Source organism: Aquimarina sp. AU474 (assembly GCF_900312815.1).
Lineage (GTDB): Bacteria > Bacteroidota > Bacteroidia > Flavobacteriales > Flavobacteriaceae > Aquimarina.
On the sequence record NZ_OMPE01000005.1, the window covers coordinates 245,363 to 262,964 of the forward strand.

The 17,602-nt window shown below is 32.9% G+C and carries 17 protein-coding genes; 8 read left to right on the plus strand and 9 right to left on the minus strand.

Going from position 1 to position 17,602, the window contains the following annotated elements:
• Positions 1–43 precede the first annotated feature (43 nt).
• From DK508_RS03945 to DK508_RS03955, 3 genes are all read right to left on the minus strand, one after another.
• Positions 44–1,117 carry an ABC transporter permease gene (locus DK508_RS03945; protein WP_109299442.1) on the minus strand — a complete coding sequence of 358 codons (1,074 nt, stop codon included), beginning with the start codon at positions 1,115–1,117 and terminating at the stop codon, positions 44–46.
• 21 nt (positions 1,118–1,138) lie between these two features.
• Positions 1,139–2,233, minus strand: a complete 1,095-nt coding sequence (locus tag DK508_RS03950; RefSeq protein ID WP_109299443.1) for a BT_3928 family protein — start codon at positions 2,231–2,233, stop codon at positions 1,139–1,141.
• 86 nt (positions 2,234–2,319) lie between these two features.
• Positions 2,320–2,868, minus strand: a complete 549-nt coding sequence (locus DK508_RS03955; RefSeq protein WP_109299444.1) for a DUF1599 domain-containing protein — start codon at positions 2,866–2,868, stop codon at positions 2,320–2,322.
• Between the two features lie 93 nt (positions 2,869–2,961).
• Between DK508_RS03955 and folP the strand changes: the two genes are divergently transcribed.
• The 4 genes from folP to DK508_RS03975 all read left to right on the plus strand — a co-directional run bounded on the left by folP (position 2,962) and on the right by DK508_RS03975 (position 6,338).
• Entirely contained in the window at positions 2,962–3,798 is an 837-nt protein-coding gene (gene folP, locus DK508_RS03960; protein ID WP_109299445.1) for a dihydropteroate synthase, read from the plus strand.
• Between the two features lie 117 nt (positions 3,799–3,915).
• Positions 3,916–4,692, plus strand: coding sequence for a diadenylate cyclase (locus DK508_RS03965; RefSeq protein ID WP_109299446.1), 777 nt, complete (start codon positions 3,916–3,918; stop codon positions 4,690–4,692).
• Complete coding sequence (locus DK508_RS03970) at positions 4,692–5,501, plus strand: DUF3667 domain-containing protein (protein ID WP_109299447.1); 810 nt, start codon at positions 4,692–4,694, stop codon at positions 5,499–5,501. The genes DK508_RS03965 and DK508_RS03970 overlap by 1 nt, the downstream gene beginning before the upstream one ends.
• A 60-nt stretch (positions 5,502–5,561) precedes the next feature.
• Positions 5,562–6,338, plus strand: a complete 777-nt coding sequence (locus tag DK508_RS03975; protein WP_109299448.1) for a DUF3667 domain-containing protein — start codon at positions 5,562–5,564, stop codon at positions 6,336–6,338.
• Here the strand turns inward: DK508_RS03975 and DK508_RS03980 are convergent.
• Positions 6,335–8,101 (minus strand): ABC transporter ATP-binding protein, encoded by a 1,767-nt coding sequence (locus DK508_RS03980; protein WP_109299449.1) that lies wholly within the window; start codon positions 8,099–8,101, stop codon positions 6,335–6,337. The two genes, DK508_RS03975 and DK508_RS03980, sit on opposite strands and share 4 nt — an antisense overlap.
• Positions 8,102–8,848 carry a tRNA pseudouridine(38-40) synthase TruA gene (gene truA / locus DK508_RS03985; protein ID WP_109299450.1) on the minus strand — a complete coding sequence of 249 codons (747 nt, stop codon included), beginning with the start codon at positions 8,846–8,848 and terminating at the stop codon, positions 8,102–8,104.
• A 115-nt stretch (positions 8,849–8,963) separates the two neighbouring features.
• On the opposite strand from truA, the gene DK508_RS03990 reads away from it, so the two are divergent.
• Positions 8,964–9,458, plus strand: coding sequence for a metallophosphoesterase (locus DK508_RS03990; protein ID WP_109299596.1), 495 nt, complete (start codon positions 8,964–8,966; stop codon positions 9,456–9,458).
• A gap of 57 nt (positions 9,459–9,515) precedes the next feature.
• Here the strand turns inward: DK508_RS03990 and DK508_RS03995 are convergent, their stop codons facing one another.
• Positions 9,516–9,923, minus strand: coding sequence for a DUF4293 domain-containing protein (locus DK508_RS03995; protein WP_109299451.1), 408 nt, complete (start codon positions 9,921–9,923; stop codon positions 9,516–9,518).
• Positions 9,924–10,121: 198 nt separating this feature from the next.
• Here DK508_RS03995 and rho point away from each other — a divergent pair, with 198 nt between their 5' ends.
• The 3 genes from rho (at position 10,122) to DK508_RS04010 (ending at position 14,350) form a co-directional block, all read left to right on the plus strand.
• Positions 10,122–11,780, plus strand: coding sequence for a transcription termination factor Rho (gene rho / locus DK508_RS04000; protein ID WP_109299452.1), 1,659 nt, complete (start codon positions 10,122–10,124; stop codon positions 11,778–11,780).
• A gap of 167 nt (positions 11,781–11,947) precedes the next feature.
• Positions 11,948–12,619: a peptide-methionine (S)-S-oxide reductase MsrA gene (gene msrA, locus DK508_RS04005; protein ID WP_109299453.1), complete on the plus strand. Its 672-nt coding sequence runs from the start codon at positions 11,948–11,950 to the stop codon at positions 12,617–12,619.
• A 573-nt stretch (positions 12,620–13,192) separates the two neighbouring features.
• Positions 13,193–14,350 (plus strand): SH3 domain-containing protein, encoded by a 1,158-nt coding sequence (locus DK508_RS04010; RefSeq protein WP_160114555.1) that lies wholly within the window; start codon positions 13,193–13,195, stop codon positions 14,348–14,350.
• Positions 14,351–14,588: 238 nt separating this feature from the next.
• Here the strand turns inward: DK508_RS04010 and DK508_RS04015 are convergent, their stop codons facing one another.
• The 3 genes from DK508_RS04015 to DK508_RS04025 form a co-directional block, all read right to left on the minus strand.
• Positions 14,589–15,476: a bifunctional 5,10-methylenetetrahydrofolate dehydrogenase/5,10-methenyltetrahydrofolate cyclohydrolase gene (locus DK508_RS04015; RefSeq protein ID WP_109299455.1), complete on the minus strand. Its 888-nt coding sequence runs from the start codon at positions 15,474–15,476 to the stop codon at positions 14,589–14,591.
• Positions 15,477–15,517: 41 nt separating this feature from the next.
• Positions 15,518–16,846: a signal recognition particle protein gene (gene ffh / locus DK508_RS04020; RefSeq protein ID WP_109299456.1), complete on the minus strand. Its 1,329-nt coding sequence runs from the start codon at positions 16,844–16,846 to the stop codon at positions 15,518–15,520.
• 165 nt (positions 16,847–17,011) lie between these two features.
• The gene (locus tag DK508_RS04025) at positions 17,012–17,479 is read right to left on the minus strand and encodes a GNAT family N-acetyltransferase (protein ID WP_109299457.1); all 468 of its coding nucleotides are present in this window, start codon (positions 17,477–17,479) and stop codon (positions 17,012–17,014) included.
• Positions 17,480–17,602: the final 123 nt, after the last annotated feature.

Below are 17,602 nucleotides of genomic sequence, written 5' to 3' on the forward strand. Positions count from 1 at the left end.
TTTTTGGTTAAAAGTGTGGTTACATATTATGCATAGATTACAACTACATCCGTATTCTTGGATCAAGCCATCCATAAATAATATCGACAAATATATTGATTAGTATAAACATAGTTGCTATTACCAATACAGATCCCATAATTACGGGAAGATCTAATGTATTGAGTGCATTTACTATTTCTTTTCCTAGGCCGTTCCAGCCAAAAATATACTCGACAAACACAGCTCCTGCAAGCATCGAAGCAAACCAACCCGAAATTGCTGTTATCACAGGATTTAACGAGTTTTTTAACGCATGTCTTCTGATGATTTGAATCATAGATAAACCTTTGGCTTTTGCGGTTCTAATATAATCTTGACTCATTACCTCAAGTAATGAGTTACGCATTAATTGTGTAACTACAGCTAATGGTCGTATTCCTAAAACTATTGCAGGTAAAATAAGATTCTTCCATTGTATATAACTGCCTTCTCCAAAATCATCTACTTCATACAAACTTCCTGTCATATTGAGATGTGTATATTCATGTAATACATAACCAAATAACCAAGCAAAAATAATAGCGCTAAAAAAAGAAGGCACACTCATCCCAAGGGTACTTAATAACTGTATCATTTTATCTACCCATGTATCTTTAGTCATTGCACTAATAATTCCCAATAAAATCCCAAGAATTATAGCAATGCATATGGCAGAAACAGCCAAGAGTGCAGTATTGGGTAAAGTTTCTTTAATCACATCGCTTACATTTTTATCATTCTTTTGAAAAGAAGTTCTTAAATATGGAAATTTTACTACAGTAGCTGTATTACCTATTGTAAACAATTGAGTATGTGAATATTTATTACCTTTTAAATATGAAAAATCTCCTTCATTCATACTATGAAAAGAAATTGGTGAAAGATCATTTATATAATATAAATACTGTTTCGAGATGGGTTTGTCAAAACCGTATTTTTTCCGAACTGTTTGTAATTGTTCTTCGGTTTCATTTTGCCCCAGCATCATTTGCGCAGGATCTCCCGGAAGCAATGTGAAAAGTAAAAATATTACAGTTACCACTCCTAATAAAGTAAGTAAAGCATAGCCTATTTTATTAAGAAGATAACTAAACATGAATTATATATATTTTTGTAGTTATAGTGATAACTTATCTGCATCATTCCAATGCAATTTCTCTACAATGGTTCCTTTATTAAGTTTTACAATTCCCGGATTAGAACGCAAAATTGTTTTTAAAGCAGTCTCATCTGTAGTATAAAAATCAAAATTAAGATCGTGCTTTACCTTCACCTCCGAAATATCTTTTGGCGTCGAAGCGGTAAGACCTATAACATCATACCCTTGAGCTCTAGCCTTATCAGTAATACCTTTTACGGCATTCCATCCTTCTGCTTCACTTTTTGAGATATTGTAACTAACAATAAGTATGAGTTTCTCTTTTTGAAGAAATTCTGCTGTATGATCTCCTCCATCTTTTTCTATAGCAAAATCATGGATCGGTGGTTCATACCCTTCTACAACCGTTTCTGTTTCTACAGTAATAAATTTCCCTTCAACCGAGGGGTAATCCCCACTTGTCGTCACTATTTTTTCTTCTCCATTTACATCAAATTTCCAATGGTAAGCAAACTCGGCTTTAGGGGCATCATCTGGAACCTGCATACCTTCTTCGATATTTGTTCCTATTTTATATGCTCTAAAATCAAAAGCTGGTAAATGCATCAATACATAATAAGCAAACCCTAAACATGCTGTAAATCCAGCAAAAACCACCCATTTATGAGTAGTTACCGGATGAATAGGTGTTATAAAACGCTTCCCAAAAAACAACACCAATATAAGAGCTAACAAAATAATATCTTTGGTAAAGGATTCCCATGGTGTTAGTGGTAATGCATCCCCAAAACAACCACAATCAGTCACTTTATTAAAATAAGCCGAATAAAACGTGAGAAACGTAAAGAATATAATCATTATTAATAATGACCATACCGTAAATTTTGGCAGATATCCTAAAATCAAAGTAATACCAAGTATAATTTCAAAAATCACCAAAAAAACTGCAATCAGCAGTGCATAAGGGATTAGAAATTCTAAATTAAGCACTCCCTCTCCAAAATATTCTTGAAGTTTATATGAAAACCCCAGGGGATCGTTCAATTTTATAAAGCCCGAAAACAAGAAAAGTGCTGCTACAAATATTCTAGAAAAAGTAACTAGTATCTTCATTTTTTTGTGATGTTATTTTGGTATATCTCGTACAATATAGTGTAGATTATATATTGTTATTTTTAGTTTAACAGTATTTTATATCTCTACGCCTTATTTGCTTCGCCTAAATGAATCATGGCAAACACAGCGTAATTAATCATATCCTGATAATTTGCATCTATCCCTTCACTTACAATTGTTTTCCCTTTATTATCTTCAATTTGCTTTACACGAAGTAATTTTTGAATAATCAGATCGGTTAAAGAACTTACTCTCATATCTCTCCAGGCCTCTCCATAATCATGATTTTTATTCATCATAAGCTCCTTGGTAATATTAATATGCTTATCATATAACATTAGAGATTCTTCTGTAGTCAAATCGGGTTGCTCTGCAATGCCCTTCTCTAATTGAATTAAGGCCATCAAACAATAATTTACAATACCAATAAATTCTGAAACTTCACCCTCGTCCACTTTTCGAACTTCATTTTCTTGAAGACTTCTGATTCTTTGTGCCTTAATAAAAATTTGATCGGTTAATGAAGGAAGTCTTAAGATTCTCCATGCACTACCATAATCTTTCATTTTTCTACCAAAAAGATCGCGGCAATTACTAATAATCGTATCATATTGTACAGACGTATCTTGCATATAACTGTTGAATTTTGCGTAAATTTCGCTTTAATATGGGAATTAAAAAAATCATAGCTTAAGTTTAGAAACAAAAAACTCGAAATCTCTATAATGACAATAAATTGCAAAGGTTCTTTGATTGACCTATCCACCCCCAAAGTAATGGGGATTTTAAATATAACTCCTGATTCTTTTTATGACGGTGGTAAATATAAAAACGAGAGTGACATTGTTAAACAAGTAGAAAAAATGCTCACCGAAGGAGCTACGTTTATCGATATTGGAGCATATTCTTCTCGACCTGGAGCAAAGGACATTCCTGTAGAAGAAGAAAAATCAAGAATACTACCCATTGTCGAAATACTAATCGCAAATTTCCCTGAAGTTTTATTGTCTATAGATACATTTAGAAGCTCTATAGCCAAAACCTGTATAGAATATGGAGCTGCACTCGTAAACGACATATCTGCAGGAAATATGGATGCAAACATGATCGAGATTGTTGGTAAATTAAAAGTACCGTACATCATGATGCATATGAAAGGAACTCCCCAAACAATGAAATCATTAGATCGTTACGATAATTTAATGCATGAACTAAATTTCTATTTTGCCGAAAAGATTAGGGATGCTAGAAAAAAAGGAATACACGATATTATTATCGATCCCGGATTTGGTTTTGCTAAAAACACAAGCCAAAACTTTGAATTACTACAAAATTTAGATCTCTTATCGATACACGAATCACCTATGTTAGCAGGATTATCTAGAAAATCAATGATTTACAAAACACTGCATATCGACCCTTCTGAAGCTCTAAACGGCACAACATCTTTAAATACCATAGCCTTACTAAACGGAGCATCTATTCTTAGAGTGCATGATGTAAAAGAAGCTGTAGAATGTATAACCCTGGTAAATTCTATTAAAAAAAGTGAAGCAAACTAATTATTAGAACTTATTTTGTATCGATAATACGCTTAACTAATAGATTTACATATGCTTTTTAATCTTTTCAAATCTAAGTTTGCCTAATTTTTCTATTTTTACAAAAACTCCTGACATTTGGATTTAATCAACCTCAGAATACTCGATATACTGGATATTGTACTTGTAGCACTTTTGTTGTACTATATTTATAAGTTGGTTAAAGGTACCGCCGCCATTAATATTTTTATTGGTATTGTTATCATTTATTTAGTTTGGAAACTTACACAGTTCTTAGCTATGGAAATGCTAAGTAGTGTGCTTGGCGAGTTTATTGGTGTAGGAATGTTTGCTCTTATTGTAGTTTTCCAGCAAGAAATACGTAAGTTTTTACTTATGATTGGTTCTACCAATTTTGGAAGAAGGAGAAAATTCTTACGCCAACTTAAATTTATTCGTGACACGCCAGAAGATAGTGTTACCAATGTGAAAGCTGTTATTGAAGCTTGTAAAAACATGGGGAATACACATACGGGAGCTCTAATTATTATCAAAAGAAATACACCTTTAGATTTTGTAAAAACATCTGGTGATGCCATGGATGTTATGGTAAACACCCCTATTATCGAAAGCATTTTTTATAAAAACAGTCCGCTTCATGATGGCGCAATGATTATAGAAGATAACCATATTCTAGCCACACGAGTTATTCTACCTGTAAGTAATGACAGTAATATACCGTTACGTTTTGGGCTTAGGCATAGAGCTGCGGTAGGAATTACCGAAAAAACTGATGCCTTGGCACTAGTAGTTAGCGAAGAAACTGGTAAGCTTTCTTATATCAAAAATAGTGAGTTTGTTATTTTTAAAACCGAAGAAGAGTTGATAGAAAAAATTAAAAGAGATTTGTCTTAATGAGTGGTTTAATTAATATTTCTAATTGCAAAAATTGTGGTCAACAAATTGAAAGTTATAATTTTTGTCCCGATTGTGGTGCTAAAAAAATCACAAAACGAATAACTTTTAACAATCTAATTTCAGAATTTGTAGATCGTTTTCTTAATGTCGACAACTCTTTTACAAGAACCTTCACAGATCTATTTACAAAGCCCGAAGTAGTAATAGATGGATATATCCATGGATTAAGAAAACGTTATGTAAATGCATTTGGGTATTTTGCACTATCTGTGACCATTACAGGTATCTATGGTTTTTTAACCAAAGGTAGAATGTATGAGATATTATCCAACAGTACAAGTGCTCTTTTACCCAAAGAACAAATTGATGCACAACTACAAGGTCTCGATACTGCATATCAATATCAATCTATATTTAGTTTCTTATTTATTCCTTTACTGGCAATCATATCTAGAATTGTATTTCTAAACTATAAAAAATATAATTTTACAGAACATCTAGTCATTTATTTATATGCCTATTCCCATATTGTTGGAGTAACATCAATTTTATTAATACCTGCTATTTTTTTTACAAACAACTATTTTGTTATTGCTTTTGTTCCTTTCATCTTCTACTTTATTTATATAGGGTATGTATTAAAAAGGTTATATGCTCTTAACTTAAAAAAGATAATCTTAAAAACGTTGCTGTTTTTTGCTCTATTACTAGGAATTGTATTTTTAATAATGTTTGTAGGAGTAATATTTGCAGTAATTCTTGGTCCTTCAGGTGTTCCTACCGAAGCAGCGGCAGGAATTAACTAATAACTCATATTGCAAACCAAAAAAACTTCATAGAAAAACAAAAAGAGATTAAGAATTACAATGAATAAACTTATAGTTATTGATAATTGCAAAAATTGCGGCTACAACACTGATCATAACAATTTTTGTTCTAACTGCGGAGCCAAAAAAATTACCAAGAGGATAACTTTTAGAAATATCGTATCAGAGTTTAGCGAAGTATACCTCAATATCGACAATACTTTTTTTAGAACTGTAAAAGATCTTACTACACAACCTCGAAGGGTTATCGACGGTTATATTAACGGAGTAAGAAAAAGGCATCTTAACGCCATATCTTACCTTCTTATCGCTGTAATGTTTTCGGCTATTTTTGATTTTATTCGAAAGAAATTTTTCAATTCTGAAATATCTGAGCAAGAGAAAGAAAAGTTTCCTGAAGTAATACGTATTCTAGCAGAATTATCAGAAGAAATTCCAATTTTCGGATACTTTATTTTAATTCCGTTTTATGCATTAATTTCTAAATTTTTATTTAGAAAATATAAAAAATACAATTTTACAGAGCACGTTGTAATTAACACCTATTTTATTTCACATACTACAATATTAACAATATTACCTGCTGTTATAATTTACGGCTTAGGTTTAAACATAGATGAAGTAAGTTTATTTAGTTTTTTGCTTCAATTTATTTTTGCAACATACATGTTCAAGAACCTTTACGACATCACATATAAAAAGGTATTAAAAAGAGTATTTTTGGTTTTATTAGCTTCTATTTTTCTATTTCTAGCTATCGCATTTATTGGAGGAATTATTTTAGCAATTTCAAAAGAAAAAGGATTAACAAACTAAACTTCTTTCATCTCGCTAAACTGCACTTCATAAAGGTTACGGTAATACCCTCCAGAAATCTCAAGGAGTTCATTATGGTTACCCTCCTCTACAATTTCACCTTGATCCATAACAATAATTTTGTCCGCTTTTTTTATGGTTGCAAGTCGATGTGCAATAACAATCGACGTTCTATCTTTTGTTATTTTATTAGTAGCGTCTTGGATTAATTGTTCGCTATGTGAATCAATAGAAGATGTAGCTTCGTCCAACACCAATATCTCTGGATTTGTTACGTAAGCTCGTAAAAAAGAGATTAACTGTCGTTGCCCAGATGACAACATAGCTCCACGTTCTTTTACATTATAACCATACCCATCAGGAAGACTCATTATAAAATCATGAATCCCAATTTCTTTTGCTGCTTTGTATACCTGATCTGCAGTAATTTCAGGATTTTTTAGAGTTATATTATTTAAAATAGTATCGGCAAACAAAAATACGTCTTGCAGCACAACTGCAATATGCCCCCTTAAAGAAGCTAAGGTGACTGTATTAATACTTTTATCATCTATAGAAATCGTACCACTATTAATTTCATAAAATCTACTCAATAAGTTAATAATCGTAGATTTTCCTGCTCCAGTTGCTCCAACAATAGCTACAGTTTCTCCTGCATTAACATTAAAAGAAATCCCTTTTAACACCTCTTCTCCTTCTACATAACTGAATTTTACATTATCAAAAGTAATTTTTCCAGTAACTTCCTTTAGTTCAGACACTCCCGTATCATTGATCTTAGAATCAGTATCTAATATTGCAAACACACGATTAGCAGCTACCATTCCCATTTGTAGTGTATTAAATTTATCTGCTATCTGCCGCAGTGGTCTAAAAAGCATTTGGGCGAGTTCAATAAACGCGATGACTACTCCAAGCGTAATCACATCACCTTGAGCTGCTTTTAAACCACCAAACCAAACTATTAAACCAATAGTTACAGAACTAGACATTTCTGCAATAGGAAAGAATATAGAATTATACCAAACTGTCTTTATCCAGCCTTTTTTATGCTTTTCATTAATTTCTTTAAAATTAGCATACTCGGTTTCTTCTCGTGTAAAAAGCTGTACTATTTTCATACCCGTAATACGCTCTTGAACAAAAGAATTTAAATTCGAAACTTGGGTTCTTACTTCTTCAAAAGCAGTTTTCATTTTCTGCTGAAAAATTCGAGTAGCATATAAGATTATTGGTAAAACAACAAGTACTAATAATGTAAGCTGCCAACTTTGATATAACATATATCCCAGAATGACCAACATCTTTAAAAGATCACTAATAATCATAAAAAGTCCTTGGCTAAAAATACTGGCGATAGTTTCTATATCGCTAACAGCTCTTGTAACCAAACGACCAACTGCGGATTTATCATAGTATTGCTTTTTGAAACCCAACATATGATTAAAAAGCTTCACTCTAATATCAAGAATCACTTGTTGACCCAACCAGTTTGCAAAATAAATAAACAGAAACTGTGAAATAACCTCTAAAAACAGCGTTCCAACCATTAAGCTAATAAAAAACACTAAGAGTTCATTATCTTTTGGAATAATGGTTTTATCAATAACCTGTTGTAATAGAAATGGTCTTAAAACCGCAAATATTGACAATAATATTGCCGAAAATCCAACAAAGTAAAAGGTAAGACGATAAGGATTAGTATACGTAATCAGTCGTCTAAATAATCCAAAATCAAAAGCCTTTCCACTCTTTTCTGCCATCTATTTAATATATATAGTTTTAGGATATTCTACCTTTGTTAAATATAATCCATGAGCGGGAACAGAATATCCAGCTCTACTGCGATCTTCACTTTTAACAATCTCGATTAGATCTTTAATGTTAAGCTTGTGTTCTCCTATTTCTATAAGAGTACCTACTATAGCTCGAACCATATTTCGTAAAAAACGATTTGCCGAAATCTTAAAAACCAGTTGATTGTTTCTAACCTCCCAAACCGCTTCGGTTATGGTGCAATTATACGTTTTTACATCGGTTTTAGACTTACTAAAGCATTTAAAATTAGTGTAGTTTAACAGTAATTTAGCAGCTTCATTCATCAAATCAACATCTAATGTTTTCTTTATATAATATGCTTTATCCAATACAAAAGGATCTTTTACAAGAGTAATACGATACTCATAAGACCTACTGTTTGCATCAAAACGAGCATGTGCTTGATCATTAACCAAAGTAATGTTCTGAATTGCAATTTCTGGCGGTAAAATTGAATTAAGTTTATACAAAAGTGTTGTTAATTCTAACGTACTATCATAATCAAAATGTGCCATAATTTGTCGTGCATGCACCCCGGTATCTGTTCTACCGGCACCCATAATATCAATTTTATCTCTCAACAAAGTAGACAACGAATTTTCTATAACCTCCTGAACCGTTATCGCATTAGGTTGCCTTTGCCATCCGTGATATGGTGTTCCATTATAAGAAAGTTCTAAAAAGTATCTCAAAGTATCCTATTTTTGCACAAATTTGCAGGCAAATATAGTCTTAAAAATAAAGAAAAACATTACATCAACATTTCTGTTTTCTTATTATAATATAAATGATCTTTATACACTTGTTGTGAAAAAAATTCTATTACTTAGTGATACTCATAGTTATATTGATGATCGCATTTTGCATTATTCAAAAGAAGCCGACGAGGTATGGCATGCCGGAGATATTGGAGACCTCGAAGTCACAGATGCTATCGAGGCAATGTCGCCTCTTAGAGCCGTCTACGGAAACATTGACAATGACAAAATAAGAGCTACTTTTCCATTACACCAAAGATTTATATGCGAAGGTGTTTCGGTTTGGATAACTCATATAGGTGGATACCCTCCAAAATACAATATTAACACAAGGGATGAGATTAAATCAAATCCGCCAAAATTGTTTATTTGTGGGCATTCTCACATTTTAAAAGTTATCCCAGACCACAAAAACGGCTTACTACACATGAACCCCGGAGCTGCAGGAACACATGGGTTTCATAAAACAAGAACAATGTTAAGGTTTACTGTAGATGCCGGTAAAATTGAAAACCTCGAAGTAATAGAATTAGGAAAAAAATAAAACCCGAAGTTGGCACACTCCGGGTTTTAACGCACTAATACTACTAAGATGTTAGGTTTATCGTAATCGATCTACAGATTTTACGAGATTTTCATCCTTTTTGATAGCCTTATTGGCTATCACTAATAAAACGATAGAAATAACAGGAATGAACTTCCCAATACCTTTCATAGGATCGGATCCTCCAGGTAACTTTAGTGACCAATAAACAAATACTCCTAGTAAAATAAAGTTTAATAAGATATTGATACGCCCCAACACAAATTGAAGCTGTCTATTTTTAAATAAAAAAATGGAAATCAGTGATAAAACCGCTGATCCAATAAACATTCCTAAAAGAAAAAAATGGTCTTGCGCAAACAATTCTACACCCTGATCACTTAAACCATACGGCAATATCATACTAAGTCCAGCGGATACTCCAGCAGCCAGTAATAGGTAAACAGATTGTATTCTTTGTATCATTACAATTTTTTCTTACAGAAAAGCAAAAATAAGAGTTTCTTTTCATAAATAAGCTTAAAAATCAAAAATAAAGTCGTATACTTGCAGCACAAAATCTGTAACCCATTCAATTAAGGTTACTTACCTTCAAAATAAAATTTTCCTAGAATTCTTCTTTAGAAAATTTATACCAAAAACGTAAATTATATAACAAATTAAATGTTAGAGATTTCTGAATTAAAAGCGAAAAAGCTTCCTGAATTGCAGGAGATTGCAAAAGCCCTTAATGTGCCTAAATACCGCACACTAAAAAAATTAGATTTAGTATACCAAATATTAGATCATCAAGCTGCAAATCCTGGTGCAGTTGCCGGGGGCGCTAAAGACAACTCGCCAGCGAAAGCAGACGCTGAAAAAAAGAACACAAATCCTCGCCAACGAAGACCTCGTGCGAGAAAACCTGAAAACACAAAAAAACCAGTTTCTAAAGAAACCAATACTTCTCAAGAAGCAAACAAAGAAGCTACTTTGTTTACTAAAAAAGAAGAGGTGTCTTCAAAAAACACAGAAAACACTCCTAAAAAAGAGGAACATAAAGAAAGTAACAAACCTCATCAAAATAAGGACGATAAAAAGGACAACAGAAACAACAGGGGTAACGATAACAAACCTCAACAAAACAAAAATAGAAACAACCACAACTCCAAAAAAGAAAACGGGAATAGAGATAACAGAAATCGCTATAAAGAGCCAGATTTCGAATTTGATGCTATTATAGAAAGTGAAGGGGTTCTTGATATTATGCAAGACGGTTATGGTTTCTTGCGCTCAAGTGATTACAATTACCTTTCTTCTCCCGATGATATTTATGTTTCTCAATCGCAGATTAGACTTTTTGGTCTTAAAACTGGAGATACTGTTTTAGGACAAGTTCGACCTCCTAAAGAAGGAGAAAAATATTTCCCACTTATTAAGGTAAATAAAATTAATGGTCTAGATCCTCAAGTAGTTCGAGATAGAGTTTCTTTTGAACACCTTACCCCTCTATTTCCACAAGAAAAATTTAATATAGCTGAGAGACAAAGTACCATATCAACAAGAATAATGGATTTATTTTCTCCTATAGGTAAAGGACAACGTGGGATGATTGTATCGCAACCTAAAACAGGTAAAACCATGCTACTAAAAGATGTAGCTAATGCAATTGCAGCAAATCACCCCGAAGTATATCAAATGATTCTTTTGATCGATGAACGACCTGAAGAAGTTACCGATATGCAGCGTAATGTAAAAGGAGAAGTTATTGCTTCTACTTTTGATAAAGAAGCAAACGAACATGTAAAGGTTGCTAATATCGTTTTAGAAAAAGCAAAAAGACTTGTTGAATGTGGGCATGATGTAGTAATACTTCTTGATTCTATCACTCGACTTGCAAGAGCATACAATACGGTGCAACCAGCATCAGGTAAAATATTAAGTGGTGGTGTAGATGCAAATGCACTGCATAAACCAAAACGTTTCTTTGGAGCTGCCCGTAATATCGAAAACGGAGGATCTCTTACAATTATAGCTACAGCATTAACAGAGACTGGATCCAAAATGGACGAAGTAATCTTTGAAGAATTCAAAGGTACTGGTAACATGGAGCTTCAATTAGATCGTAAAATTTCTAATCGTCGTATTTTCCCTGCAATCGATCTTACCTCATCAAGTACACGTCGTGATGATATATTACTTGACGAAACCACCATTCAAAGAATGTGGGTAATGAGAAAGTATCTTGCTGATATGAATCCTGTTGAAGCTATGGAATTTATTAACGATCGTTTTAAACAGACTCGTAATAATGATGAATTTCTTATATCTATGAATGGATAATTAAAAAAACAACATACATTTTATTAAAAAATGACCATCTCTTCAGGTGGTCATTTTTATTTTATTATTATTTTTAAAACAAATCAAATTTTATCTATTTGATTTTATTAATCATGCAATGAAAGTTTTTTGTAAACAAACTGACCAAACATCAAATACAAATAATTATGAAAAAAGGATTATATATATTATGGAGTGTAGGTTTGTTATTTGCTAGCTGTCAAAGTAGCGGTCAATCTTCGCAAGAAAAAACCACCACCACTAAAAAGGAAATAATAGCTCCCGTACAAGTACAAGCAGTCGACGGATATGAAAGAGCATATTTTGCTAGCGGTTGTTTTTGGTGTGTTGAAGCTGTTTATGAAAGCGTAAAAGGCGTAAAAGAGTCTATCTCTGGTTATTCGGGCGGCCACACTAGCAGTCCAACCTATGCTTCTAGCAATACAGGTCGTACAGGACATGCAGAAGCTGTTGAGATATTTTATGATCCAAAAATAGTATCCTTTAGCACTTTGGTTGATGTATATTTTGGTTCTCAAAATCCCACCCAAGTGAATGGTCAAGGTCCTGATCATGGTTCTCAATACAGATCCATTATTTTTTACCAAAATGATGAACAACGAAAAATAATTGAAGAAAAGAAATCCACTCTAGGCAAACAACTGAATAGAAGAATCGCAGCAGAGGTACTTCCGTTTCAAAAATTCTGGAAAGGTGAAGGGTATCATCAGGATTATGAAAAAAGAAACCCAAATAATGGATATATCCGTAATGTATCCATCCCAAGGTTGAGAAAATTTCAAGCTAAATTCCCTGAGCTCATTAAAGAAAACCACTAAAAGTAGATGTCAATTTTCTTGTATTTATTTGTTAAAGTTTGTTAAATATATATTCTTTGCACTGTAGCGTATAAATAACCATAAATAGTTCATTTTCACTACCCTACAAGCAACAAACTTCGATACCGACAAAACACACTCGAAACGATTCTTAAATCCGCTGTAATACACGAAAAAATCGTTGAATAACACAAATTAGGGATAAAAATTTAGTATTTTTATGCAAATAAAGTGAAAACATGTTGTGTTTTTCATATTAAAACATTACTTTTGATTCTGATTTAATAGTTTTCTGTTCAGTAATTTAATTGAAAACATTGAAGTTTTACTAGAGAGAAGTTTCTGTAAAACACTGACAAGCAAGCTGTTAATCACAAAAAAGTTCTTTAATAAAATAATCAATTCTAAGCGCACGTTGTATGTGTGTTACAAGAAAAAAATGATGTTAAATAGTTTTGGCATCTTTTTTGAAGAGCAATTTTTGACGGCAATTCTAGCATTTATGTTTAGAAAAAATGATGAAATATTAAATTAAAGTTAAATAAAAACCCAATCTACTTAAAAACAAGAGATATGAAATCTATTTTTACATTTATTCTACTTTTGGTGATTACTTTCTCGTCTGGTTATGCTCAATCTGAGCAGTATTTGATGTCTTCTCGTAAATTAGAAGTTCGAAGTGGTCCCGGTTTAAACTTCAATACTATTGGAGAAATTCCTCAAGGAACTCAATTATATGTTATGAGTTCTAACTATGGAGACTGGAGTGCAATCCAGTACAAGAGTATGAACGGTTTCGTAGTAACGAAACACTTAACAGAAGACAGTCGAATTGCAGATGCGGAAGCAGCAGCAAGACAAGCGGCTGAGAAAAGAGAAGCAGCTAAAAGAGCGGCAGCGGCAGCCATTGCACAAGCACAGGCAGCTAAAAGAGCAGCTGAAGAAGCGGCAAGAAGAGCTATTGCAGAAGCAGAACGCTTAACAAGAGAAGCTGAAGCTAATCAAGCAAAAGCTATTGCAGATGCAGAAGCAGCAAAAAGATCTAAAGATGCTGCAGCAAGAAAAGCATTAGCAGATACTGAAGAAACAAGAAAAGCATTGGCAGCAGCTAAGCTTAGAGCTTCAAAAGGATTAGATGATGTTGCTGATTCTACTCCAATAGAATCTACGACTCCATCATACGGATCTAGTTCTACTACTAACACACCTAAAGCTGCTAGTATCTCTGTTACTAGAGAGGACAAGTATTCTAATTGGGAGAAAAAGACATATAAGTCTGGTGCTACTCCAAAATCATTCAGCTTTAAAGGGAAGTTTGATTATAAATTAGACAACTATTTAAAAATTAAAGTAGGTAAAAATACTGAAGTTGTAGTAAAGATGTACAAAATGGGTAATACTCCAAAAGACGATCAATTAGTTCGTGTTACGTATATCAACTCTAATACAACTCAATTTATCAGAAACGTACCCGAAGGAGAATATTTCTTAAAGATAGCTTACGGTAAAGACTGGAGAGAAAATATTGTTGACGGTAAAAAATACGGAACCTTTACAAAGAACGCTTTATATGAAAAAAGTGAGCAAATCTTAAACTTTAACACAGTTAAGACATCTAAAGGTATCAATGTACCATCTTATAACTTATCATTAGATCTTCTTCCTTCAGGAGGTGGATATAGCACAAGCGGACAAGATGATATTTCTGAGAAAGCATTTAACGATAACTAAAAAATTGCATACATTTTAATCACCAAAATATAAATGTAACAAAATGTTAGGATCATAATGATCCTAACATTTTTGTTAGATGCATTTCACTATTATCACACAATTCAACTTTAAAACTTTAGTAGAATATAATAGTAGATAGTAAAAAATAAATCCCGTAGTTTATCAACTACGGGATTTATTTTTTATCTCTTTAATGTATTATTCCTATTACCTCTGAGAGAGAGGGAAAATCAGTTTATTTATTCCCTTTACGATGTCTTTCTCTAGCTAATAAGGTATTTTTTAACAACATTGCAATTGTCATAGGGCCAACCCCACCAGGTACCGGAGTAATATATGATGCCTTCTTACTTACGTTTTCAAAATCAACATCTCCAACAATTCTATATCCTTTTGGAGTAGACTCATCAGTGACTCTTGTTATTCCAACATCAATGATTACTGCATCATCTTTTACCATCTCAGCCTTCAAAAAATTAGGAACACCCAATGCAGATATCACAATATCCGCTTGAGAAATAATTTGAGTGATATTTTTTGTATGACTATGCGTTAGAGTAACTGTAGAATTACCGGGCCATCCTTTTCTTCCCATCAAAATACTCATTGGCCGACCGACAATATGGCTTCTACCTATAACAACAGTATGTTTTCCTTTGGTATCAACATCATAGCGTTCTAATAATTCTAGAATTCCAAATGGTGTTGCAGGAATAAAAGTAGACATATCTAATGCCATTTTACCAAAATTCATTGGATGAAAACCATCAACATCCTTATCTGGATCCACTGCTAATAGTACTTTTTGTGTATCTATTTGAGGTGGTAGCGGTAATTGAACTATAAACCCATCAATATCATCATTTTCATTAAGCTCATTAATTTTTGCCAATAATTCTATTTCGCTAGTGGTACTAGGCATTTTAACCAAAGTAGATTCAAATCCAATTCGCTCACATGCTCTCACTTTACTACCTACATAGGTTAAACTAGCTCCATCATTACCTACCAATACTGCTGCCAAATGTGGTACTTTTTCACCACGTTCCTTCATTTTCTCAACTTCGACAGCAATTTCATCTTTTATGTCGTTACTTACTTTTTTTCCATTTAATATTTCCATTCCCCTAGTGTTGTTGTGTCTTTCAAAAAAATTATGTTTAATTACTTCATTTTACCCATCATCTGCATCATTCTTTTACCGCCACCACCTTGCATCATTTTCATCATTTTACTCATCTGATCAAATTGTTTAAGCAATTGATTTACTTGCTGAATAGATGTACCTGATCCTTTACCGATACGCTTTTTTCTACTAGCATTAATTATTTGTGGTTTGGTTCGCTCTTCCAGTGTCATAGAATGTATAATGGCTTCAATATGTTTAAAAGCATCATCATCAATATCCATATTCTTCATCATTTTCCCCGCACCAGGTATCATCCCTACAAGATCTTTCATATTACCCATCTTTTTGATTTGTTGAATTTGCTTTAAGAAATCATCAAATCCAAATTGATTTTTGGCAATTTTCTTTTGAAGTTTTCTTGCTTCTTCTTCATCAAATTGTTCTTGAGCTCTTTCAACTAAGGACACCACATCCCCCATTCCCAAAATACGATCAGCCATACGAGAAGGGTAGAAAACATCAATTGCCTCCATTTTTTCTCCTGTACCAATAAATTTTATAGGCTTATTAACTACCGATTTTATAGATATAGCAGCACCACCCCTGGTATCACCATCGAGCTTGGTAAGAATAACTCCATCAAAATTAAGCACATCATTAAATGATTTCGCCGTATTTACTGCATCTTGTCCTGTCATAGAATCCACCACAAATAAAGTTTCATCTGGAGTAATTGCTTTATGAATATTAGCAATCTCAGTCATCATCACTTCGTCTACAGCTAGACGTCCTGCTGTATCAATAATCACTACATTAAAACCGTTTTCTTTTGCATGCGCAACACCGGCTTTGGCAATAGCAACTGGATCATTATTACCACGATCACTAAAAACTTCTATATTAATTTGCTCTCCTACTACATGCAATTGATCAATTGCGGCTGGCCTATATACATCACAAGCCACTAAAAGAGGCTTTTTCGTTTTTTTGGTTTTAAGAAAATTAGCGAGTTTACCAGAAAAAGTTGTTTTACCAGACCCTTGTAATCCAGACATCAAAATTACGGATGGAGTACTAGACAAATTAACTCCGGCAACATCACCTCCCATTAATTCAGTAAGCTCATCCTTTACCAACTTTACCATAAGTTGCCCAGGTTTCAAGCTTTTTAGCACATCCTGTCCTAAAGCTTTTTCTTTTACTCGAGCAGTAAATTCTTTGGCAATTTTATAATTAACATCGGCATCAACCAAAGCTCTTCGTACTTCTTTAAGAGTTTCAGCAACATTTATTTCTGTAATTTGACCATGACCCTTAAGAATATGTAAGGCCTTATCTAATTTATCGCTTAAATTATCAAACATATATATTTCTGTTTTTGCAAACTCTACCTTAATCGATAGACAGGTGCAAATTTAAGAATTTGAAGCTTATAAATAAAGGATGGAATTATAGAATTACTCTAGTATTATGAATTAATTTAAAAAAAGATATAGAAGAAATTCAAGAACCTGGATTAGAATTAATTTTTAAAGTTTTTTGACTCCTCCGTAACTTACAACCTCTTCGCCACCAACTACTTTGACAGCATTTTTAACGATATTAAAGCCATTTTTTTCAAAAAAATCTTTTGTCATCAAGTTAATACGGGTGGTAAGTGTCGATATACTTGCTTCGCGAGCAACTTCTTCCATCGTTGCATACAATGCATTAGCAATACCTTGCCCCTGGTAATTCATATGAACAAAAATGTACTCAATAGTTCCATTTTTATCCAAAGAGAAAGAACCGACAATTTCTCCGTTCAATTTGGCATTATAAATAAAGTCTTCTTTAAATTTCTTTTGCCAATAAATCTTATTAGTTGCTAATCTGGAGTAAATTTTGATTTCGGCCTTAGTAAATATCATAGAACCATATGAGGTTACTGTTTGATAAAACAAACGTTGCATTAACGGTAAATCGTTATCAATTGCTCTTGATATTTGATACTTCATACTACTAAAATAAAAAAATCAATCATTTATGCAAGAAGTAGCTCCAATTTTTACGTACAATTCTCGCTAAAGCACATAAAATTTGTTGTTAATTCTATTAACGTATACTACATATCAATCTAT